This is a genomic window from Streptomyces tirandamycinicus (assembly GCF_003097515.1).
Lineage (GTDB): Bacteria > Actinomycetota > Actinomycetes > Streptomycetales > Streptomycetaceae > Streptomyces > Streptomyces tirandamycinicus.
Genome location: NZ_CP029188.1, coordinates 2900597 through 2922822, shown reverse-complemented (window position 1 = coordinate 2922822; position 22226 = coordinate 2900597). Strand labels below are relative to the sequence as shown.

Sequence of the window (22226 nt, the reverse complement as noted above, 5' to 3'; positions counted from 1 at the left end):
GGACAGGGACGGGGGCGGGGACGGCGACACGGACGGGGACGCATCCGGGTCCGTGTCGGGTTCCGGCGCCGAGACGGGCTCCGTCGCCTCCGAGGGCCGGCCCTCCGCCGACGACGACGAGCGTGCGCCGGATGACGGCGACCGCCTCCGCGAAGCCGTGACCGCATGGCTCTCCGGCGCGGACGAGGGAGCACAGGACTCCGCGAACGAGACCGCGGAGGCGGAGGCCGGCGACGGCGGGGCCACCGACGAGGGCACTCCTGAAGTCGCCCGCAGCGCACCCGAGGCGGCCGGCGAGGGCGGCAAGAAGCCCACGGCGCCCGCACCCCGCAGGTCGGTCGACGGCGAACCGTCGGCCGGTTCGGACGCGGACGCCGGCGACCCGAGCGACCCGAGCGACCCGAGCGGCCGGGGAGGCCGGGGCGAGGGCGGAGACGAGAATGGTTCCGGGGACGGCGCCGGGGCCAGGACGCCCCGCTGGGCCGCGTCCCGGACGGCCGAGAGGAACGCCGCCGCAGCCTCGGACGCTGCCGCGGAGGGCCCGGCCGACACCGCCCGCGTCGCCGGGGCTGTCGCATCGGCGGGTGCGGCCAGGGCCGGTGAAGGTGAAGAGGGCGACGACGCCGCGGACCGGCCGCCGGTTGCCCGCAAGGCTCCGCCCCGGCCTGCCGTGGACCAGCCGACCACCGCGCTGAAGGTCCCCCCGACACCCGTGGCACCGAGGCAGTCCGCCGAGCCCTCCACGGCTGCCGCGCGGTCGGGTTCCGAGCGCACGGGTTCCGAGAGTGCGGGATCGGAGCGGGAGGCCGAGCGCACCACGGCGCTCAGGGTCACCGCACCCCCGGGCGGGCCGGTGAAGCCCGAGCGGAAGCCCGCCGCGAAGCCGGTGGCGGAACCCGAGGACCGTCCCGGCCCCGCGGGCGCCACCGGTTCCGCGGGCCCGTCCGGCGGGGCGGGAGCGTCCGGGGCCGCCCCGGCCACCGGGGCGGCGTCCGCGTCCACCTCCAAGGCCGTGCCCGAGCCCGCGTCCGCCCCCGAGCCCCCGTCCGGGTCCGCGTCCGGGTCCGCGTCCGGGGCCAAGGCCGCCTCGGCGCCGACCTCCGAGTCCACCTCCGAGCCTGCTTCCGGCCGCACCTCCGGCGGTGCCCCCGAAGGTGCCTCGGAGTCCGCCGCCGAGCGGACCAGCACGTTCGTGCCGCTGCGGCGCGACGACGTACGGCCCGCCGCCTCCGCCCCGAAGCCCGCCGCCTCCGCCGCGAAGCCGGCCCCGCCCGCCGCGAAGCCGGCCGTGCCCGGCGGGTACGCCGCCCCCTCGCCCTCGTCGCTCACCGAGCCCGAGCGCACGCGGCAGCAGCCCCTGCCGCCCAAGCCGCCGCTCGATCTGCTGGCCGAGCTGACCAACACCCCGCCGCCCCCGCAGACTCCGGTCCGCACTCTTCTGCGGCGGGTCAGGATCTGGACGCCCCTGGTCGTGCTGCTCCTGATCGTCTTCGCAGTCGTACAGACCCTGCGTCCGCTCCCGGAGCCCACGCTCTCGCTGACGGCCGAGCCGGCGTACGCCTTCGAGGGCGCCGCCCCGCAGCTGCCCTGGCCCGCCAAGGGCCAGGCGTACATGGCCGCGTCCGGACTCGGCACGCTCGGTTCCTCCGGCGAGCAGAAGCCCGTGCCGATCGCGAGCGTGACCAAGGCGATGACGGCGTACGTGATCCTCAAGAACCACCCGCTCAAGCCGGGCGAGGCGGGGCCCATGATCGAGATCGACGCCAAGGGGGAGTCGGACGGACAGCTCGACAAGACGGACAACGAGTCGACGCTCAACACCGTCAAGAAGGGCGACAAGATCAGCCTGAGGGACGCCCTGGCGGCGATCATGATTCCGTCCGCAAACAACATCGCACGTCAGCTGGCTCGCTGGGACTCCGGCTCGGAGAAGGCGTTCGTCGAGAAGATGAACGCCGCCGCCGAGGAACTCGGCATGAAGAACACGACGTACACGGACCCGTCCGGGCTTGACGCGACGACGGTCAGCACGGCCGAGGACCAGGTCAAGCTGGGGCTGAAGCTGGTCGAGATCAAGGCCCTGATGGACATCACCAAGCTGCCGGAGTGGACGGACCCGTCGGGCAAGACATGGCGGAACTACAACGAACTGCCGCCCTACAACGGCGCCCTCGGCATCAAGACCGGCAGCACCACCAAGGCGGGCGGCAATCTCCTCTTCGCCGCCCACAAGATGGTCGGTGACACGGACCAGCTGATCGTCGGCGCCGTGCTCGCGCAGTACGACACCCCGATCCTCGGCACCGCGATCAACGCGAGCAAGGAGCTGATGCTCGCGACCCAGGACGCCCTGAAGAACGCGACGATCGTCAAGAAGGGCCAGGTCGTCGGCGTGGTCGAGGACGGCCTGGGTGGTTCGGTCCCGGTCGTGGCCACCAAGGACGTGCGGGCGGTCGGCTGGTCCGGTCTCACGGTGAAGCTGGAACTGACGAACGGTGACAAGGTCCTGCCGCACGAGGCCCCGCCCGGCACGGTCGTCGGTTCGCTGACCGTCGGCGAGGGCGCGAGCCAGGTCGCCGTGCCGGTGGCCCTCCAGCAGGAGCTCGCGGAGCCCGGGTTCGGCGCCAGGCTGACCCGCCTGGGCTGACATCGGGCGGCCGGACGGGGCACGGACCTCCGTGCCCCCGTCCGCCGCACCAGCACCGTGCTAGCGTCCCCGGATCGCGGCGTCCCCGGTACGGGGCAACTCGCGAAGCCGGGACGGCGTCCCCGAGCATGGGAAGCGACCACGGGAGCCGCATTGACCACCGTCGAGCCCACCCGCGCGGACGAGAGCAGCGCCGCGAGGGGGCCACGAGCCGCGAAGGACCCGCGAATAGGGGAGGATTCCGGATCCCCCGAGTCCGTCGCGTGCCCTGCCGCCCCCGGGTGCCCCGTGTCCCCCGGCGCCGTCGTGTCCCTCGCGTCCGCCGCGGTCCCGGTGTCGCGTGAGGCCACTGGGCTCTCGGGGGTACCGGGAACACCGGGGATCCCAGCGCCCCATGGGCCTGCCGATTCCTCCGAGATCCCCTCGGCCCTTGGGTCCGTCGGTTCTTGCGAGGCTCCACCGGTCCGTGGGCCTGCCGGTTCTTGCGAGGCCCCACCGGCCCTTAGGTCCGCCGGTTCTTGCGAGGCTCCATCGGTCCGTGGGCCTGCCGGTTCTTCGGAGGCGTCCGCGCCTCATGGTCCGGTCGGGCCCGAGGCTCCCTCGTCCCGCCGGATTCCCACCGCTCCCGGGTCGACGGTCTCGCGCGCCTCGCGGGTCACCGCCTGGCGGACCACTGCCTCGCGTGTCATCGCCTCGCGGGTCAGTGCCGCACGCTTCGCCGTCCGAAGGTTCGCCGGCGCGTCGGCGCGCCGTCCCGTCCTGGCGGCGACCGCGTTGGCGGCCTTCCTGCACCTCGGGTGGTTCTTCCTCTTCGCCAACAGCGGCGGTGACATCGCCGCGCAGGACGCCTGGGCCGAGTTCGTCGGCCGCCACCCCGACTCCGCGTACAACCTCGCCTGGTACGGCGGCATGCACCCGGTCTCGTACAGCGTGGTGTCCCCGTACCTGATGTCCCTCCTCGGCGTGCGCACGACGATGATGGTCGTCGGGACCCTCTCCACCGCGCTGACCGCGCTGATCCTGACCCGGGTGAGGGCGGTCCGGAACCCGCTGGCCTGCGCACTGGCGGGAGTGTTCGCGTTCTTCTGCAACGCGCTGTCGGGGCGGGTCACGTTCGGCCTGGGCATGGTGTTCGCCATCGGCGCGGTCGCGGCGGTGTTCTGCTGGCCGTACCGCTGGCGGCGGAAACGGTGGGCGAAGGCCGCGGTCGCCGCACCGCTGGCCGGACTCGCGACCGCGTCGAGCCCGGTCGCCGGGCTGTTCCTCGGAGTCGTCGCCGCGGCGCTGTTCCTGAACAAGCGCCGTCCGGGCGCCTACGCACTGGGGATCGCCCCGGTGGCGGTCGTGGTCCTGTCGGCGTGGCTGTTCCCGTTCTCCGGCACGCAGCCCATGTCGCTCGGGTCGACGTCGCTGCCGTTCCTCTTCGGGGTGCTGGTCCTGGTCCTCGTACCGCCGGACTGGCGCACCGTCCGGACCGCCGCCGGGGTGTACTCCGCCGGTACGCTGCTGACCTTCCTGGTGGACTCGCAGATCGGCTCGAACGTCTCGCGGCTCGCGATGCTGTTCGCGGGGGTGGTGCTGCTGGCGGCGCTGCCGTACGCCGTGCCGCGCTCACGCAGGTGGTACGCGGTCGTCCTGGCCTTCGCCGGGCTCAACGCGTGGATCGGCTTCAAGAGCGTCGACGACATCGTGCGCACCGCTCCGGCCGCCTCCTGGACGAGGGAACTCGCGCCACTGGTGAACGAACTGCAGGAGGTCGGCGCCGAGAAGGGCCGCGTGGAGGTCGTCCCGGCGAGCAGCCACCGCGAGGCGTCGGCACTGGCGCCGTACGTCAACCTGGCGCGCGGCTGGAACCGGCAGGCGGACATGGAGCGCAATCCCCTCTTCTACGACGACACGCTCGACGCCGTGAACTACCGCGAGTGGCTCCACCGCTGGGCCGTCCACTACGTGGTGCTGCCGACGGGCGAGCCGGACTCGGGCGCCCGGCAGGAGGCGGAGCTGGTCGAGCGCGGCCAGCCCTATCTGAAGCCGGTGTGGTCGGACGCGAACTGGCGGCTCTTCGCCGTCCGCGAGCCCACACCGCTCGCGGACCCGCCGGCGACGGTGGACCGGGCGGGCGCCGGTGAGCTGCGCATCCATGTGCGTGAGGCGGGCCGGGTACTGATCCGGGTTCCGTACTCGCCGTGGCTGGGACTCGTGGACGACCAGGGCCGGAGCGTGGAGCAGCCGCAGGAGACCCAGGCCTCGAAGCTCCGGGAGGACGACGAGCCGAAGGAGTTCGTCAACGTCGCCGGCTGCCTGATGAAGGCGGAGGAGGACACGGCGGGGGACGAGTGGACCGAGCTCCTCGCCCCGCGCCCGGGTGTCTACCGACTGGCGGCGCCCTATCAGCTTCCGCGCGGTACGCCCTGCCCGGAAGAGCTGACCGGGAGGAGCTGACCGGGAGGAGCTGAACGGGCGTGGTGCGCCGGGCCGGCCGGGGAGCGGGACATGGATCGCGGGGGTTCCGGCCCCGTGACGCACGAGGTTCCTGCATAGTTTGCTGGTATGGCGTGCGAACGGTGCGGCAGTGAAAGGCACACGCCTCTGCCCGGTATGAGTTGTCCCGACTGCGGATACGTGGTCCGGGACGAGCGGCGTTCCGGTCCGTCCTGGGTCGCCCGCGAGACGGTCACCGGCCGCATCTCGCTGCTCTCCCGCTTCCGCAAGGGTCTGCTGGCGGCGGGAACCGTGGTGGTGCTGGGCTGCTTCATCGCCGCCGCGGCACTCCTCACCGGCTCCGACGACGACGCCGGAGACGAAGCCCAGGCCGCCGAGACCGACCCCCCGGGACGCGGCATCCCGACGCGGGTGGGCCCGACGGAGCTGCCCGGCGGCGGGCAGTTCGAGGAGTGGGCGGGACCGGGGTGCACGACCGGCGGGTACCGGGAGGTGGGCCGGTTCGAGAACGGCGACGCCGCCTGGTACACGGTTCGCGAGGGCGGCCGCAGCAACCCCGACTGCGACGGCAGCTTCACCGCCGTGCCCATGTCGGGCAGCGCGGCCAAGGACACGCGCGGCACCGCGATCTGGAGCTGGGAGCTGGACGACGACTACCGGACGTGCGCGCTCGCGGTGTTCGTCCCCGGGACGAACCGCGCCTCGGACGCCGCCGGAGACCCCACGTTCTACCGTGTCCTGGCCGACCCGGACGATGTGCGGTCCGGCTACACGGGCTTCGGTGTCCGACAGACCGTCCACCGTGGCGAGCTGGTGTCCGTCAGGAGCTATCCGGTCAAGGGCGACAAGGTCTTCGCGGTGCAACTCCTCGACCGCGGGCGGGACTGGGGCAGCGCGGAGCGCATCGGGGCGCACCATGCGGCAGCGCAGATGAAGCTGACCTGCGGGGCGGCGTAGAACGGGCGCCACGTGGCCGGTACGGCCGCAGCCCGACCCCTGAGGCCGGGCACCGGGGTGGCTGCCGTGGGCCGGTTCGTCCCGCCGGGGCGGTTGCCGTGGGCCGGTCCGTCCCGCCGGGGCGGTTGCCCTGGGCTGGTCCATCGCACCGCGACGGCTGCCGTGGGCCGGTTCATCGCACCGAACCGGCCGACCGGGGCCAGGTCCGCACCACCCGTACGGCCGTCCGGCCAGGCGCGGGCGCACGGATCGCGCCCCGGACCCCCGATGCGTGTGGGCCATTCGATGCGTTCGGTGCCGCCTTGAACGAGATGCGTGGCCGTCGGGGTTACTGTGGCGGCCGCTGTTGTTGTGATCAACGGGGCGCCCCGCCCGCCTCCGGCTCGCGGGGCGACCCGCCACGACCGGACAGGTGCGCCCATGCGTCTCGCATCCCCCCGCTCCCGCCTCCTCCGGGCCGCCGCAGCGGCGTGCGTGCTGTCGGCGCCGCTCGCTCCGGCCGCCGCCGCGGGAACACCCGCCGACGGAGGCGACCGTCACCGGGCCGGTGAGGTCATCACCGTGACGACCGCCGAGGTCGGCGACCCCGGCAACCCCCCGGTGAGCGTCGTCCCCTTCACCGACGCCGTCTACCCCGACTGCGCCGCCGCCCCCGTGGCCCCGAGCGGGTGTCTCACGGTCGGCGGTGTCGGCTACCCGTACGAGATCGGCAAGCTCGAGGTCACCGTCGCCCAGTGGGTGGCGTTCCTGAACACCGCCGACCCCGACGGACGCGACCGCCGCGGCCTCTACGACGAGAACGAGAGCGGCGAGACGTGGCCCAAGTACGGTCAGATCGAGTTCGCCGAGGACGCCCGCCGGGGCCGCCACTACTCGCTCGCCCACCCGGAGTGGGCCGACAAGCCCTACGGCTTCGCGGACTTCCTCGACGCGGCCCGCTTCGTCAACTCCCTCGTCAACGGACGTGTCCTCGCCAAGGACACCAGCACCGAGGGCGGCTTCACCTACCACTCCTACAAGGTGCGGCTCTCACCGCGGACCGAGCGCGGGATGTACGACCTCGACCGCCCGGACACCACCCGCACCGAGGCCTCCGGCTTCGTCGTACCGAGCCAGAACGAGTGGATCAAGGCGGCCTACTACGACCCGAGCGGCGGCGGAACGTACTCGTACTGGAAGTACCCCACCAACGCCGGGGTCTTCGGCGACGGCGTCGCGACCGCCCCCAGCCCCACCGTCCTCGATCCCACGACCGGCGACGTCACCAACGCGTCGACCCAGCCGCTCGCCTCGTACCACCCCTCCGGTGGCACGGCACCCACCTGGTGCCCGGGCCAGGTGCCGCCGAACGAGTGTGCCACCGTCAACCCGTTCGGTCTGGACCCCGCGACCTACGCCGCCCTCTACCAGGGCAGCCTCAGCACCGGCGGCCAGGCCCTCAGCACCTCCCCGTGGGGGACCCTCGACCAGGGCGGCAACGCGGTCGAGTGGACCGACACCATCACCCCGCCGCCTACCGGCCAGGACTTCGGCCGGGTCTGGCGGCGGCTGCACGGTGGCGTGTCGAACGCGCCGGCCTACCAGCTGTGGCCCTCCGCGGTCGGACTCCAGCCGCAGGACAACTTCTTCTACCGGCACACCTATCCGTGGCTGGGCTTCCGGATCGGCGTCATCGGGGATGTGGCACCGAAGTGACGGGCCCCGCGGTGAGAGGTTGGACCCAGGACAGCGGGAGACGACGGAATGAGCACCCTTGAGCTGACCGTTCAGGCGACCATCGCGATGATCCTGCTGGTCGATCCCTTCATCCGAGGCCTCTTCTTCCGTGTGCTGACCGACAACGAGCCGGAGCGGCGGCGGGAGTACGTCGGCCGCATCATGGTGGTCATCGCGATCACCCTGGGCGGCGCAGCCCTGGTCGGCAGGCCGGTGCTCGACCTGGTCGGCATCGACCTGTCCGCGTTCGGTTTCGCCGGTGGTCTGGTGCTCCTGCTGATGGGGTTCGAGATGCTCTTCGGCGGCGAGCCGACCCGCGCGCAGGGCGGCGCCGCGGCGCACGAGGAGCCGGCGCCGAGATCGGCCGAGGACTCGATCGTGGTGCCCTACGCCATCCCCTTCATGGCCGGCCCCGGAGCCATCACCACGGTCATCGGCATCGCCTCGACGGGGCAGGGCTGGTCGGGCACGGTCGCCGCGCTCATCGCCGTCGCCATCACCGTGGCCCTGATCCCGGTGGGGCACCTGCTCCTGGTCAACCGCATGAGGATGTCGGCGCAGACCATCGCCATCGTCACACGGTTCGGCGGACTGTTCGTCGCCACGATCGGCATTCAGCTCATGCTCAACGCGATCAGGACGTACTTCGGCCTCGGCTGAGCCTCTGGGGCCCTCAGCTGTCGGCCTCGTCTGCTGCCTCGTCCGGGGCTTCCTCCGGAGCGTCGTCCGGGGCCTCGTCCGGGGCTTCGTCCGGGGCTTCGTCCGGGGCCTTGCTCACGGGTCAGCTCCTGCGGGACGCGATCTCCTCGGTGAGCTGGGGGACGACCTGGAAGAGGTCGCCGACGACACCGTAGTCGGCGAGTTCGAAGATGGGTGCCTCGCCGTCCTTGTTGACGGCGACGATGGTCCTGGAGGTCTGCATGCCGGCGCGGTGCTGGATGGCACCGGAGATCCCGGCGGCGATGTAGAGCTGCGGGGAGACGCTCTTGCCGGTCTGGCCGACCTGGCTGGTGTGCGGGTACCAGCCCGCGTCCACGGCGGCGCGGGAGGCGCCGACGGCGGCGCCGAGGGAGTCGGCGAGGGCCTCGATCAGGGCGAAGTTCCCCGCGTCGCCGAGGCCCCGGCCGCCGGAGACCACGATCGCCGCCTCGGTCAGCTCGGGGCGGCCGGTGGACTCGCGCGGAGTCCGGGAGACGATCCGGGTGCCCCTGGACGCCTCGCCGACGGTGACGGCGAGCTGCTCGACGGTCCCCACGGCCGGGGCGGCCTCGGGCGCGGCCGAGTTGGGCTTGACGGTGATGACGGGAACGCCCCGGGTGACGCGGGACCGGGTGGTGAACTCCGCGGCGAACACCGACTGGGTGGCCACCGGGCCGTGCTCCCCGGCCTCCACGTCGACGGCGTCGGTGATGAGGCCGGAGCCGATGCGGACCGCGAGCCGCGCGGCCAGCTCCTTGCCGTCGGCGGAGGACGGCACCAGCACGGCGGCCGGGGAGGCGGTGTCGACGGCGGCCCGCAGCGCGTCGACCCTGGGGACCAGGAAGTGGTCGGCGAACTCGGGCAGATCGGCGGCGAGGACCCGCACCGCGCCGTACTCGGCCAGTACGGGGGCGGCGGTGCCGACTCCGGGGCCGAGGAAGACGGCGACCGGCTCGCCGAGGCGCCGGGCGAGGGTCAGCAGCTCCAGGGTCGGCTTCCGGACGGTGCCGTTCACATGATCGACGTAGACGAGGACTTCAGCCATGGGATTGCTCTCCTGCGGGTGCGGGGCGGTGGATCGGGGCCGGGCCTGCCACAACGGTGGGCCGGGACCCGGGTCCGGGGCGGCGGTTGATCGGGGCCGCGGCGGTGGGCCGAAGCCCGGGACCGGGGCCGGAGCCGGATCGCCGCGGCGGTTGATCGGGCCGGGGCCGCGCGGTGGGCCGGGGCGAGGCGAGGCGGAGCGGAGCGGGGCCGTGGGGGCGGTAACGAGGGACGTCTCAGACGAACTTCTGTCCGGCCAGGAACTCGGCCAGCTTCCTGCCGCCGTCTCCCTCGTCCTCGACGATCGTGCCGGCGGTGCGGACGGGGCGCTCGGTGGCCTCGTCGACCGCCGTCCACGCGCCCCGGAGGCCGACCTCCTCCGCCTCGATGCCCAGATCGGACAGGGTGAGCACGGCCATCGGCTTCTTCTTCGCGGCCATGATGCCCTTGAAGGAGGGGTAGCGGGCCTCGCCGGACAGGTCGGTGACGGAGACGACGGCCGGCAGCGCCGTCTCGAGCAGCTCCGTGGCGGTGTCGCCCTCACGGCGGCCGGTGATCCTGCCGTCCTCGACGCGGACCTCGGAGAGCAGGGTGGCCTGGGGGACGCCCAGACGCTCGGCCAGCATCGCCGGGAGCACCCCCATCCCGCCGTCGGTGGAGGCCATTCCGCACACCACGAGGTCGTAGCCGATGTGCTCGGCGGCCCTGGCCAGCACGAGGGAGGTGCCGAGCGCGTCGGTGCCGTGCAGGTCGTCGTCCTCGATGTGCACCGCCTTGTCCGCTCCCATGGACAGCGCCTTGCGCAGGGCGTCCCGGGCGTCCTCGGGCCCCATGGTGAGTACGGTGATCTCCGTCCCGTCCCCTCCGCCCGTGCCGCCGCCGCCTCCACTCGTGCCGACTCCGGTGCTTCCGGCGCCGCCGGTGCCCCCGGTGCTCCCGGTGTCCCCGGTGTTCTCGGCGATCCGCAGGGCCTGCTCGACGGCGTGCTCGTCGAGTTCGGACAGCAGGCCGTCGACCCCCTCCCGGTCGGTGGTCAGCTCTTCGGTGAAGCCCCGGTCGCCCGTCGCGTCGGGCACGTACTTGACACAGACGACTATCCGCAGACTCATGCCGTGTCTCCTTCGTGTTCGTGTGTGGGTTCGGTGGTTCCGCTGCGCGGAGGTGGCGAGGTGGCGCCGAGCGCCACCGGGTCCGGTCCCGGCTCGGTGAGCGGGAGTCCGAGGTGCACGCGCTCGGTGACCCAGCGGGTGGGCCGGTAGCGGGGGTCGCCCGTGCTGCGGTGGAGCCCCGCCTGGAGGGCGAGCATCCGCGCGGCACCGATCCGGTCGCCCCAGGCCAGGGGCCCGGCCGGGTATCCCAGGCCCGCGGTGACGGCCGTGTCCACCGCCGCGGGGGTCGCGATGGAGCGCTCGGCGATGGCGGCCGCCACCGAGACGATGGACGCGAGCAGCCGCTGGGCCACCGAGCCGGCCGTGTCCCGGACGACCGAGACGGCGCGGTGCCCGTCCGTGCCGTCGGGGCGTGCCGGGGCGGCCCTGGCGAGAACGGCCCGCGCGTCACGGACGGCGGCCGGATCGGTGGCCGGGGTGAAGGCGAGCACCCGGCGGCCGGTGGGCAGCGCCAGCGGGTCGACCCCGAGGGTGCGGGACGCGGGCAGCCCGGCGGCGGCGATCCGCTCCGCCACGGTCGTGCCCCAGGTGGGTACCAGCACCACGGCCCGCCCGGTGAGGTCGCGGCCGCTCTCCAGGGCGGCTCCGTCCTCGCGGAGGGCGCGGCGCAGCGCCTCGGCGTCCGGGCCCCGCCCGGCCACTCGTACGGGGCGTCCGGGGTCTCCGGTGATCGGCGGCTCGGGCGGGGTCGCGTCCGCGTCGGCGGTGTGGTCGTAGAAGCCGCGGCCGGTCTTGCGGCCGTGCAGGCCCGCGGCCACGCGGTTGGGGGTGAGGTAGGACGGCCGGAGCCGGTCCGAGTGCCTGAAGCCCCGCCACACGGTGTCGATGACGGTGTCGGTGACATCGAGTCCGGTGAGGTCCATCAGCTCGAACGGACCCATGCGCAGCCCCAGGACGTCGCGGGCGATGCGGTCGATCCCGGCCGGGTCGGACACGGACTCCTCGAGCAGGGCGAGCGCCTCCGTGACGAGTCCGCGGCCCGCGTGGTTGACGAGGAAGCCGGGGGTGTCGGCGACCACCGCCGCCGAGTGGCCGGTGGCCTGGACGAGTTCGACGAGTGCGGGCGGGATGTCGGGCCGGGTCAGGATCCCGGGCACCACCTCGACGATCCTCATCAGCGGTACCGGGTTGAAGAAGTGCAGACCGACCAGCCGGGTCGGGTCCTTCAGCCCCGCCGCGACACGGGTCACCGGGAGGGACGAGGTGTTGGTCGCGAGGACCGTCCGGGCGGGCAGGACGTCCTCCAGCCGCCGGAACAGCTCCGTCTTGGTGGCGAGGTCCTCGCGTACCGCCTCGATGACGAGTTCGACCTCGTCGCCCGGCGCGAAGGCGTCGTCCAGTGGCAGCAGGCGCTCCGAGGCGGCCCGGGACGCCTCGGGAGTCAGCCGCCCCTTGGCCGCGGACCGGTCGAGCATCCGCCGTACGAAGCCGAGGGCGTCGCCGACCGCCTCCTGCCGGGCGTCGCCGAGCTCCACGGTGTGACCGGCGGTCGCCGCCCACTGGGCGATCCCGCGTCCCATGACGCCGGCGCCGACGATCCTGATGCGCACGTGAGACCTCGTTTCTGCGTCCTGCCCCGTCCTGCCGTCGCGGCCCGCGCGGTGGCGGGGCACGTGGGGTGGGGGGTGTTCCCGGCGGCGGGTGCGGCCGTCCGGTGCCGGCCGATGGTGACCGGTGGCGAGTGGTGGCGAGTGATGGTGCCCGGCGCCGGTCGGTGCGACCGATGGTGACCGGCGATGCCCGGTGCGGGCCGATGGTGACCGGCGATGCCCGGTGCCGGTCGGTGGCGACTGGTGGCGCCCCCTCGGTCCGGTCCGGCGAGCCGCCCGGGGAGGAGGTGGCTCACACCGTGCCAACAGCCATTGAGCACTGTCCAATACCGAATTAGGCTCACATTGATATGCCAAGAGGATCAGTCGCCGGGTTCGGCCCGGGGCCGAACCCGGACAGGGCTGGGGGGACGACATGGAGTTGCGCCATCTGACGGCGTTCCTCGCGGTCGCCGAGGAACTGCACTTCGGCCGCGCCGCCAGACGGCTGCAGATGGCGCAGCCGCCGCTCAGCCAGCAGATCCGCCAGCTGGAGAAGGAGCTGGGGGTCCAGCTCTTCGAGCGCAACACCCGCTCGGTACGGCTCACCAGCGCCGGCCAGGCCTTCCTGCGCCCGGTACGGACCGTGCTGGAGGACGTCGGCATCGCCGTCCGGGTGGCCAGAGCGGCCGGACGGGGCGAGTACGGGCGGGTCACCGTCGGCTTCGCCGGGGCCTCCAGCCATGAGGCCCTGCCCCGGCTGACCAGGGCGGTGAGGGCGGCCCACCCGGGCATCGAACTGGTCCTGGAGGGCCAGACGTACGCCAACGCGGCGCTGACCCGGGTCGTGGAGGGCAAGCTGGACGTGGGCTTCGTGCGGCTGCCGGTGACGCACCCGGGGCTGGAGACCCGAGTGATCTACGAGGAGGAACTCCTCTGCGCCCTGCCGTCGGACCACCGGCTGACGCAGCGCACGCGCATCCCGGTGGAAGCCCTGGCCGAGGAGCCGTTCGTGGGGTTCCCCGCCAACGCGGGCTCCTCCCTGCGCGACCTCATGGCGGCCACCTGCGAGAGAGCCGGGTTCACCCCGCGGATGACGCAGGAGGCGCCCGACTCGCACACCATCCTGGCCCTGGTCGCCGCGGGGGTGGGAGTGACGCTGACGCTCACCTCCTGCCAGCACATCCAGCAGACGGGCCTGGTCTACCGGCCGCTGGCGGGCGATCCGATCAGGCTCCGGGCGGCCCTCGCCTGGCGCAGGGACAACCCCTCCGCCGCGCTGCGTGCCGTACTGGCCGTGGCCGAGACCGCGCTGCCGACGCCCGTGCTGAGCCCCTCAGCGTCCTCAGCGTCCTCCGGGCTCGGCGGGCCCTCCGAGCCCTGAGGGCACTGAGGGCACTGAGACGTATCAGGTCTCAATGCCGTAGCGATTGAGTATTGGACCTTCTCGGCGGGTGGTGCGAGGGTCGGCGGGACACCAACCCGCGGCGAAAGGACAAGGGATGTCCGCCGATCCCGCCCCCATCGTCATCTGCGAACCCCTGCGCACACCGATCGGCCGGTTCGGCGGGGCGCTGGCGTCCCAGCGGCCCGCCGCGCTGGCCGCGCATGTGATCTCGCAGGTCGTGGCCCGCAGCGGAGTCGACCCCGGGCGGATCGACGAGGTGATCCTCGGCCACGCCTACCCGACCTCCGACGCGCCCGCGATCGGGCGGGTCGCCGCCCTCGACGCCGGTCTGCCGGAGTCCGTCACGGGCACCCAGGTCGACCGCCGCTGCGGCTCCGGACTCCAGGCCGTGCTGGACGCGGCCATGCAGATCCGCAGTGGCTTCAGCGAGGTCGTGGTCGCCGGGGGCGTCGAGGTCATGAGCGCCGCCCCGTTCTACACCCACGAGGGGCGCCGGGGCATCACCTCGCCCGGACTGCTGCTGCACGACGCGCTGGCACGCGGGCGGGTCACCGCGGGCGGCGTCCACCACCCCGTGCCCGGCGGCATGGTGGAGACCGCCGAGAACCTGCGGCGCGAGTTCACCATCAGCAGGGCGGACCAGGACGCCCTCGCCCTGAGGTCCCAGCAGCGTGCCGCACGTGCCGCGGCGGCCGGGCTGTTCGACGACGAGATCGTTCCCGTCACCGTGACCGGCCGGAAGGGGGAGAGCGTCGTCGCCGCCGACGAGCATCCGCGCCCGGACACCACGGCGGAGCAACTCGCGGCGCTCCGACCCGTCATGCTGGACTCCGACCCGGAGGCCACGGTCACCGCCGGGAACGCCAGCGGCCAGAACGACGGGGCCGCCGCCTGCCTGGTGACCGACCTGGCGACGGCCGAGCGGCTCGGGCTGACCCCCGTGCTCCGGCTGGTGTCCTTCGCCCGCGCGGGCGTCGCCCCCGCGAGGATGGGCCTCGGCCCCGTGCCGGCCACCCGGACCGCGCTCGAACGGGCCGGCCTGGCGCTGTCCGACATGGATCTCATCGAGCTCAACGAGGCGTTCGCCGCCCAGGTGCTGGCCTGCACACGGGCGCTCGACCTGAGCGACGCCGACCACGAGCGGATCAACGTCAACGGCTCCGGGATCTCGCTCGGGCATCCCCTCGGCGCGACGGGTGCGCGCATCCTCGCCCATCTGGCAGGGGAGATGCACCGGCGACAGGCCCGCTACGGGCTGGAGGCCATGTGCATCGGCGGCGGTCAGGGACTGGCCGCGGTCTTCGAACGGGTGGCCTCCTGACACCGGACCGCCGACGCGATTGTGACCGCGACCGCGACCGCGACCGCGACTGCGGCCGCGCCCGTGACCGCGACCACGACCGCGCCCGTCGGCCTGGCCTCAGGCCCGCCATCACGACAACCACGAAGTGAAGGAGCCCCGTGCACCGTCCGCACCCCACGAGAAGGCGCCCCCAGACATGGCACTGACCGTCCACGGTATGGCGGAGATCGCCCAGCTCGCCGGCCGCGACCTGGGACGCTCCCGATGGCGCGAGGTCACCCAGGAATTGGTGGACGCCTTCGCCGACGTCTCCGGCGACTACCAGTGGATCCACACGGACACCGAGCGTGCCGCCCGCGGTCCGTACGGCCGCACCATCGCCCACGGCTACATGATCCTGAGCTGGGGCGTTCCCCTCTTCTCCGAACTCCTCCGGGTCTCCGGGGTGGGGATGGCGCTCAACTACGGCACGGACCGGGTCCGCTTCCCGGCGCCGGTGCCCGTCGGCAGCCGGGTGCGCCTGCACGCCGAGGTCTCCGGCATACGGCAGGTCAGCCGGGGCGGCATCGCGATGACACGGGCCTTCACCTTCGAACTGGAGGGCTCGGAGAAGCCGGCGTGCGTCGCCCAGTCGCTCACCCACTTCTATCCCGCTACCTGAGCCGGTCCATGTGCTGATGTGAGCCGGGGTCATCCGGTGAGGTGAGCCGGTCCGTCCGGTGATCCGATGCGGACGGGGCCGGTCGCCTCGCGGGCCGCCCGCGCCGGCTGACCGGCGGTTCCGGCCCCGGCCGTACCGGGGAAGCCGCCGGGCCGCCGGAGGCCGGCTCACGCTCCGCCGGGCCGTCGTGGGCGTGCCCATGACCCGGCGCGGCCGGGTGCGCTCACCGACATCCCGCGTGCGCGTATCCGCGTACCCCCACACCCCGCGCCCCCCCACCCCCCGCCCCCTTGCCCTGACAGCCCCGTTGCCCGGGCCCTTCGGGGCCGACGTCATCGCGGGCGCGCCGCGGGCATCCGCCGCGCCCCGCGAGGCCCTCGAACGGAGGCCGCACGCGCGCCCCCACGCGGCCGGAGGCGGAGCCTCCCGTACGTTCCCTCCGGGCCCGTGCCCGCCCGTGCCGTACCCGGCCCGTGCCCTACCCGGCCCGCGGGACCTGCCGGTAACACCGCGCACCGCGCACCGCGCACCGCGCGCCACGCACCGGAGGCGGACCCCCTCCCCCCGGCGTTCCCCGCCGCCCCCCGTGCCGTACCCGCGAGCCCGCCGGTCGTACATCGTCCCGTGACCGAACTGTGGCCGAAGACAGCCGTCCGGAAAAGTGCCGCATGTCTTGTGATTCACCCCCCACCCCTTCTACTGTGCGTCCGCATGGTGATTGTGACTTTCGAATATTGGAAGTATTCGATCCTCAGAGACGAGGAGGTGCCATGAAGGAATCTCTCGGACGCCGCACACTGCTGCACGGCTTCGGGCTGGGAGCAGCGGGACTGATGCTCGCCGCATGCACGGACGCGAAGCGCCCGGAGCGGGCCGCGGCCGTCACTCGGACGTCCACCCCGGGCCGCACGGCCCCGGGGCCCCGCACTCCGGGGCCCGTCGCCACCGGCGGACGGGTCGTCACCGGCTGGAGCGAGGAGGCCCAGTCGTACGACCCGGCCGTCGGCTACGACCTGCACGCCTGGGAGGTGTCGACCAGCGTGCTGTTCACCCCGTTGTTCCAGTTCGACGGCCAGTCGGGAGGCCCGGCACCCAGCGCGGCGGCCTGCCTGCCGCAGGTCTCCGAGGACGGCCGCGTCTACACGATCCACCTCCGGCCGGGCGTGCGGTTCCACCACGGCCGCGCCGTGACGGCCGACGACTACATCGCCACCTGGACCCGGGTGCTGGACCCCGAGCTGGCCTCGTGGGCGGCCAGCTACCTCTTCTCCATCGAAGGCGCCGTCGAGGTCAACGCGGGGAAGCGCAAGTCCGTTTCCGGCCTCAGGCGCATCGACGACCACACCCTGGAGGTGCGGCTGCTCGCCCCGGACATCACGTTCGCCGGTGTGCTGTGCCAGCCCTTCACGGCCGCGCTGCCGATGGAGGAGATACGCAGGCTGGGCAAGGACTTCGGCCGCAGGCCGGTCGGCACCGGGCCTTTCGTGATCACTTCGTACGACCGCCGCCGCCAGCGCGCGGTGTTCCGGCGCAATCCCCACTACCTCTGGAAGGGCACGCCGTTCATCGAGCGGCTGGAGTACCGGTGGGGCATCGCGCAGGCGATGCAGCTGCGCCAGCTGATGAGCGGAGAGCTCGACGTCCTGGGGGAGGGCGCCCCCGTGGCCCTCGGCCCGCAGATCAACTCCCAACCGGATCTGCGCGAACGGTACGTGGTGCCCATCCCGCTGCAGGGCACGTCCTGGATCGGCCTCGACACCGGGCACCGGCACCTGCGCGACCGGCGCGTACGGCAGGCCCTGAACCACGCCACCGACACCGAGGTGCTGGGCAGGCTCACCTACGGCAGCCAGGAGCCCTCGTCGCTGCCCTTCCCCAAGCACCTGCCGGACTTCCCGCGGACCGCCCGCCCGTACCGCAGGGACATCGACAGGGCCAGGAGCCTGCTCGCCGAGGCCGGTGCCACCGACCTGCGGCTGCGGTTCGCCCACGACGGCTCCGCCCCGTGGGAGCGGCTCAGCCAGGTGGTGCAGCAGCAGTGGCGGGAGGCCGGGGTGGAGGTCACCATCGACCCGATGTCCAAGTCCGCCCTGGACCAGGCCATGGCCGGCGGGCAGTGCGACATCTTCCCCCGGCACTGGTACATGATCAACCCCAATGCCCTCGACCTGGCCGGCAACTGCTTCGCCTCGGACGGGTCGAGCAACTACGGCGGTTACGCCAACAAGGCCGTGGACGCCCTGCTGGCCGAGGCGCGCCGCAGCCGGACGCTGACCGACTGCAACAGGCTCCTGGCCCAGGCGGAGCAGCTGCTCTCCGAGGACCCCCCGGGTGTCTTCTTCTCCTCCCTCAACTTCCTCGCCGCCCGCAATCCGCGCGTCCGCAACTACCACATGCGGGGCGAGACGGGGTCCTACTACGACCGTCTGTGGGTGAGCCCATGACCGCTTCCCTCCTGCCGCAGCGTCCCGCGGCAGCCTCCGCCCAGAGTTCCTCCGCCCAGAGTCCCACCGCGCAGTGTCCCCCCGCCCGGCGCCTGAGGCGGGCCCGCGCGGTCGTCGCCGCGGGCCTGGGGGTCCTCGCGGCCCTCGTGGCCCTCGCCCTGGCGGCGCCGCTGTTCGGCGATCCGCTGAACATCGACCGGGACGGCATCAGCGAACTCGGCCTGCCGCGCGGCGCCGGGGAACACGGCTACCTCCTCGGGACCGACGTCCTGGGACGGGATCTGCTGGCCCGGACGGCCTACGGACTGCGCACCACGCTGGAGTTCACCGTGCTGGCGAACGTCTGCTCCGTCGGGCTCGGCACCTTGGTCGGCCTGACGGCGGGGTTCTACCGCGGGGTGACCGAGCAGGTCCTGATGCGGACCGTCGACGTCTTCCTGTCCGTCCCCACCGTCATCTCCGGACTGGCCCTGGCCAGCGTGGTCGGCCGCAGCGTCGGCGGCATCGTCGTCGTGGTCGCCGCCCTCTACTGGGCCTGGACGGCCCGCCTCGTACACGGCGAGACGCTGCGGCTGCGCGGCCGGCCGTTCGTCGAGGCGGCGCTGGTGCACGGCGTACGGCCGCGCACGGTCATGGCCCGCCACATCCTGCCCAACATCCGCACCCTGCTGCTCAACATCGCCGCCCTGAACGGCGCGGCCGTCGTGGTCATCGGCTCCGGCCTCTCCTACCTGGGGGCGGGCGTCGTACCCCCCCACCCCGAGCTCGGAAGCCTGCTCAACGAAGGCGCCCAGGCATTGGAGTTCGCCCCGCGCCTCCTTCTCGTCCCGCTCACCCTGGTCGTGGCCCTGGTGCTGTCCTTCGTCCTCGTCAGCGAGGGCGTGAGCCGCATGGTCCCGGAATCGGAGAGGCGCTCATGGCTGAACATCTGAAGACCGGACACCCCGAGTCCGCGCCGCCGCCCGGGGAGGCATCCGAGGCCGTGTCCCCCAAGGCCGTCCCCCCGGCCACCGCGTCCCCGGCGACGGTGTCCCCCAAGTCAGGGCGCTCCGGAGCGGCCTGGTGGGGGACGGCGCGCCAGGTGGGGCTGCGGCTGCTGCTCGGCGCGGTGACCATCGCGGTCGTCGTCACCGCCACCTTCGCCCTGCTGTACGTCGTGCCCGGCGACCCCGCCCGCGGTATCGCCGGCCCCCGCGCCACGCCCGAGCTGCTGGAGCGCATCCGGGAGCAGCTGCACCTGACCGCGCCCCTGTGGGAGCAGTACTGGGAGTACGTCAAGGGGGTGTTCACCGGTGACCTCGGCGAGTCCTACCAGCGGGGCACCTCCGTCGCCACGCTCATCGGCGACCGGCTCCCCTCGACCCTGCTGCTGTGCGCCGCCGCGCTGTTCGTGGAGATCCTGCTCGGCGCCGCCCTCGGTACCTGGGAGGCGCTGCGCGGACGGCGCCTGCTGCCCGTGCTGATGACCAACATCGCGCTGCTGGCGGTCCCCGCCTTCGCCCTGGGCTACCTGTTCCTGCTGGCCTTCGGGTACGGGCTCGGCATCGCCCCGGTGAGCAACGGGGCGGACGCCGCCCACCTGGTGCTGCCGGCGATCGTGCTGGGGCTGACGGGAGTGCCGTACTACGCGAGCGTGGTGCGCGACGGGATGGCCGCGACGCTGGCCTCCCCCCATGTGCGCACCGCCGTCGCCAAGGGGCTGTCGCGGCCCGCCGTGCTGCGCCGGCACGTGCTGCGCTGCACGCTGTCGCCGGTGCTCACCATGGCCGGCATGGACGTCGCGATCTTCGTGTCCAACGTCGTCTTCGTGGAGACCATCTTCGGCTGGCCCGGCATCGGGCGGCTGCAGGTCACGGCGTTCGCCGACCAGGACCGGCCGGTGCTGATGGGAACGGTGGTCGTCGCGGCGGTCCTCGTCGTCCTCGGCAATCTGCTCGCCGACACGCTGCGCTCGGTCGTCGACCCCCGATCCCGTCAGGAGCTGACGACATGAACCAGCCCGCAGAGACCGGCCCGGCCCCGCTCGTGGACCAGCCCGTGGCGGCCGGTCCGGCCCGGCTCGATGTGAACGAGCCCGCGGGGTCCGGCCCGGCCCGGCTCGGCGTGAACGAGCCCCCGGGGAGCGGCCCGACGCGGCTCGGAGTAGGGGTGCGGGTGGAGAACCTCACCGTCGCCTACGGCGAGCGGACCGCGCTGCACGGCGTCAGCCTCGAAGTCCCCGCGGGCGGCGTCCTCGCCCTGGTGGGCGAGTCCGGCTCGGGCAAGTCCACCCTGGCCCACGCCGCGTCCCGGCTGCTGCCGCCGGGCGCACGCGTCACCGGCGGCTCGGTCCACGTCGGCGACGTCGACATGGCCGCGCTCGGCGGCGCGGAGCTGCGCAGGGCGCGCGGCCGCCGGGTTGCCTATCTGCCGCAGGACGCGCTCGCCGCGCTGAACCCGGTGATGACGGCGGGCCGGCAGATCGCCGAGGTGTTCCGGATCGCCGAGGGCCTCGGCCGCCGGGACGCCCGGGCACGGGCCGTGGAGATGCTGGGCCGCGTCGGCATCCGCGACCCCGAGCGGACCGCCGGCCGCTACCCGCACGAGCTGTCCGGCGGGATGCGGCAGCGTGTGATGATCGCCATCGCCCTGGCGCACCGGCCGCAGTTGCTCATCGCGGACGAACCCACCACCGCGCTCGACGTGACGGTCCAGGCCGAGGTGCTGGCCCTGGTCGCCGAACTGCGGCGGGAGTTCGGCATCACGGTCGTCTGGATCACCCACGACCTGTCGGTCACCGCGGAGATCGCCGACACCGTGGCCGTGCTCTACGGCGGGAGGCTGGTGGAACACGCCTCCGCGGCGGAGCTGTTCGCCGACGCGCGCCACCCCTACACGCGCGCACTCGTCGACACCTACCGCGACGCCTACGCGGGCGCGCCCCACACCCGGTACGTCTCCATCCCCGGCGCCCGATCCGACCGTTCCGGGGGCCCCGGCTGCCCCTTCGAGCCGCGCTGTCCCCAGGCGGCCGACAGGTGCCGCACCGAGGCACCCCCGGTGCGCGCCGCCGCGGGCGACCCGGTGCCCGACGGCTCGCCGTCCCACCTTCTCGCCTGCTGGGAGGCCCACTGATGTCCACTCAGGTCCGTACCCCGATCGTCGAGTTGGACGCCGTCAGCAAACGCTTCGGCACCCATCAGGCACTGCACGAGGTCAGCCTCACCGTCGCGTCCGGCAGCACCGTCGGGGTGGTGGGCGAGTCCGGCAGCGGCAAGAGCACACTGGCCCGGATCGTCGCGGGGCTGGAACGGCCCGACAGCGGCATGGTGCTGGTCGGTGGGAAGCCGCTGCCCCGCCGCGGCCGGAGGCTGCGCGAGGCCCGCCGCGGGATCGGGTTCGTCTTCCAGGACCCCTACGCCTCACTGGACCCGCGCTTCACCGTCGAGCAGATCGTCGGCGAGCCGCTGCGCGCCCACGGCCTGTGGCGTGAGGGCGGCCGGGAGCGGGTCCTCGAGCTGCTGGACGCGGTGGGCATGGGGGGCGTCTCCCCGGACGGCTACCCGGGGGAGTTCTCCGGCGGTCAGCGGCAGCGGCTGTGTGTGGCCCGAGCGCTGGCGGCCCGCCCCGACCTGGTGATCTGCGACGAGCCGACCTCGGCGCTGGACGTGTCGGTGCAGGCCCAGATCCTCAACCTGCTCCAGGACCTGCAGGACTCGCTCCAGGTCAGCTATCTGTTCATCACCCACGACCTCAACGTGGTGCGGCGGATCGCGGACGAGGTCGTCGTCGTCCGGGACGGCCGGGTCAGGGAGCACGGATCGGCCCGCCGGGTCATCGGTGAACCGCGGGACCCGTACACCCGGGCGCTCCTCGACGCCATGCCGGGCCGGGCGCTGCTGGACGCGGGCCGGAGCGGCGGTTCGGCGGCGGACGGGCCCGTTCCGGCGCCCAGCGCCTCCCCGGCGGAGCGGCCGGTGGGGAAGCCCGCGGGGACGCCGACGGGGCGGTCCGCGGGCACGCCCACGGGGACGCCGACGGGGCGGTCCGCGGGCACGCCCACGGGGACGCCCACGGGGCAGTCCGCGGGCACGCCCACGGGGACGCCCACGGGGCAGTCCGCGGGCACGCCCACGGGGCGGTCCGCGGAGAAGTCGACGGGAACTGCCGCGCTCTGAGCCTTGACCCCCGCGAGCCGGGATCCCTAACCTGGTTCCACACAATGAAA

At 73.5% G+C, this 22226-nt stretch carries 15 protein-coding genes and 2 pseudogenes; 13 read left to right on the top strand and 4 right to left on the bottom strand.

Annotation, left to right across the window (positions count from 1 at the left end; translation table 11 throughout):
- The first annotated feature begins 52 nt into the window (after positions 1 to 52).
- From DDW44_RS12865 to DDW44_RS12845, 5 genes are all read left to right on the top strand, one after another.
- On the top strand, positions 53 to 2647 hold the full coding sequence (locus DDW44_RS12865; RefSeq protein ID WP_244224018.1) for a D-alanyl-D-alanine carboxypeptidase: 2595 nt from the start codon (positions 53 to 55) through the stop codon (positions 2645 to 2647).
- A gap of 687 nt (positions 2648 to 3334) precedes the next feature.
- Positions 3335 to 5089 (top strand): hypothetical protein, encoded by a 1755-nt coding sequence (locus DDW44_RS12860; RefSeq protein WP_108908822.1) that lies wholly within the window; start codon positions 3335 to 3337, stop codon positions 5087 to 5089.
- Positions 5090 to 5269: 180 nt separating this feature from the next.
- The gene (locus tag DDW44_RS12855; protein ID WP_108906503.1) at positions 5270 to 6046 is read left to right on the top strand and encodes an adhesin; all 777 of its coding nucleotides are present in this window, start codon (positions 5270 to 5272) and stop codon (positions 6044 to 6046) included.
- A 420-nt stretch (positions 6047 to 6466) separates the two neighbouring features.
- Positions 6467 to 7741: a hypothetical protein gene (locus tag DDW44_RS12850; RefSeq protein WP_108906502.1), complete on the top strand. Its 1275-nt coding sequence runs from the start codon at positions 6467 to 6469 to the stop codon at positions 7739 to 7741.
- A gap of 48 nt (positions 7742 to 7789) precedes the next feature.
- Entirely contained in the window at positions 7790 to 8422 is a 633-nt protein-coding gene (locus tag DDW44_RS12845) for a MarC family protein (protein WP_017945641.1), read from the top strand.
- 121 nt (positions 8423 to 8543) lie between these two features.
- On the opposite strand, the gene DDW44_RS12840 is transcribed toward DDW44_RS12845, so the two are convergent.
- The 4 genes and pseudogenes from DDW44_RS12840 to DDW44_RS12830 form a co-directional block, all read right to left on the bottom strand.
- A complete protein-coding gene (locus DDW44_RS12840) occupies positions 8544 to 9506 on the bottom strand; it encodes an electron transfer flavoprotein subunit alpha/FixB family protein (RefSeq protein ID WP_108906501.1) in 963 nt (320 codons plus the stop codon).
- 235 nt (positions 9507 to 9741) lie between these two features.
- Positions 9742 to 10365, bottom strand: a pseudogene (locus DDW44_RS12835) (electron transfer flavoprotein subunit beta/FixA family protein); the annotation flags it as partial.
- A 95-nt stretch (positions 10366 to 10460) separates the two neighbouring features.
- Positions 10461 to 10614, bottom strand: a pseudogene (locus tag DDW44_RS33535) (electron transfer flavoprotein subunit beta); the annotation flags it as partial.
- On the bottom strand, positions 10611 to 12224 hold the full coding sequence (locus tag DDW44_RS12830; RefSeq protein WP_108906499.1) for a 3-hydroxyacyl-CoA dehydrogenase NAD-binding domain-containing protein: 1614 nt from the start codon (positions 12222 to 12224) through the stop codon (positions 10611 to 10613). The gene DDW44_RS12830 and the pseudogene DDW44_RS33535, both read right to left, overlap by 4 nt.
- Before the next feature lie 415 nt (positions 12225 to 12639).
- Here DDW44_RS12830 and DDW44_RS12825 point away from each other — a divergent pair, with 415 nt between their 5' ends.
- From DDW44_RS12825 to DDW44_RS12790, 8 genes are all read left to right on the top strand, one after another.
- Positions 12640 to 13587, top strand: coding sequence for a LysR family transcriptional regulator (locus tag DDW44_RS12825; RefSeq protein ID WP_108906498.1), 948 nt, complete (start codon positions 12640 to 12642; stop codon positions 13585 to 13587).
- A 118-nt stretch (positions 13588 to 13705) separates the two neighbouring features.
- Positions 13706 to 14932 carry an acetyl-CoA C-acetyltransferase gene (locus DDW44_RS12820; protein ID WP_017945646.1) on the top strand — a complete coding sequence of 409 codons (1227 nt, stop codon included), beginning with the start codon at positions 13706 to 13708 and terminating at the stop codon, positions 14930 to 14932.
- 178 nt (positions 14933 to 15110) lie between these two features.
- On the top strand, positions 15111 to 15575 hold the full coding sequence (locus tag DDW44_RS12815; protein WP_027732135.1) for a MaoC family dehydratase: 465 nt from the start codon (positions 15111 to 15113) through the stop codon (positions 15573 to 15575).
- Between the two features lie 770 nt (positions 15576 to 16345).
- A complete protein-coding gene (locus DDW44_RS12810) occupies positions 16346 to 18019 on the top strand; it encodes an ABC transporter substrate-binding protein (RefSeq protein WP_108906497.1) in 1674 nt (557 codons plus the stop codon).
- Positions 18016 to 18951 (top strand): ABC transporter permease, encoded by a 936-nt coding sequence (locus DDW44_RS12805; protein ID WP_108906496.1) that lies wholly within the window; start codon positions 18016 to 18018, stop codon positions 18949 to 18951. Before DDW44_RS12810 ends, DDW44_RS12805 begins: the two co-directional genes overlap by 4 nt.
- Positions 18936 to 20012, top strand: coding sequence for an ABC transporter permease (locus DDW44_RS12800; RefSeq protein ID WP_244224016.1), 1077 nt, complete (start codon positions 18936 to 18938; stop codon positions 20010 to 20012). Before DDW44_RS12805 ends, DDW44_RS12800 begins: the two co-directional genes overlap by 16 nt.
- Entirely contained in the window at positions 20009 to 21133 is a 1125-nt protein-coding gene (locus DDW44_RS12795; protein ID WP_108906495.1) for an ABC transporter ATP-binding protein, read from the top strand. The genes DDW44_RS12800 and DDW44_RS12795 overlap by 4 nt, the downstream gene beginning before the upstream one ends.
- Positions 21133 to 22176, top strand: a complete 1044-nt coding sequence (locus tag DDW44_RS12790; protein ID WP_108906494.1) for an ATP-binding cassette domain-containing protein — start codon at positions 21133 to 21135, stop codon at positions 22174 to 22176. Before DDW44_RS12795 ends, DDW44_RS12790 begins: the two co-directional genes overlap by 1 nt.
- The last annotated feature ends 50 nt before the right edge of the window (positions 22177 to 22226 follow it).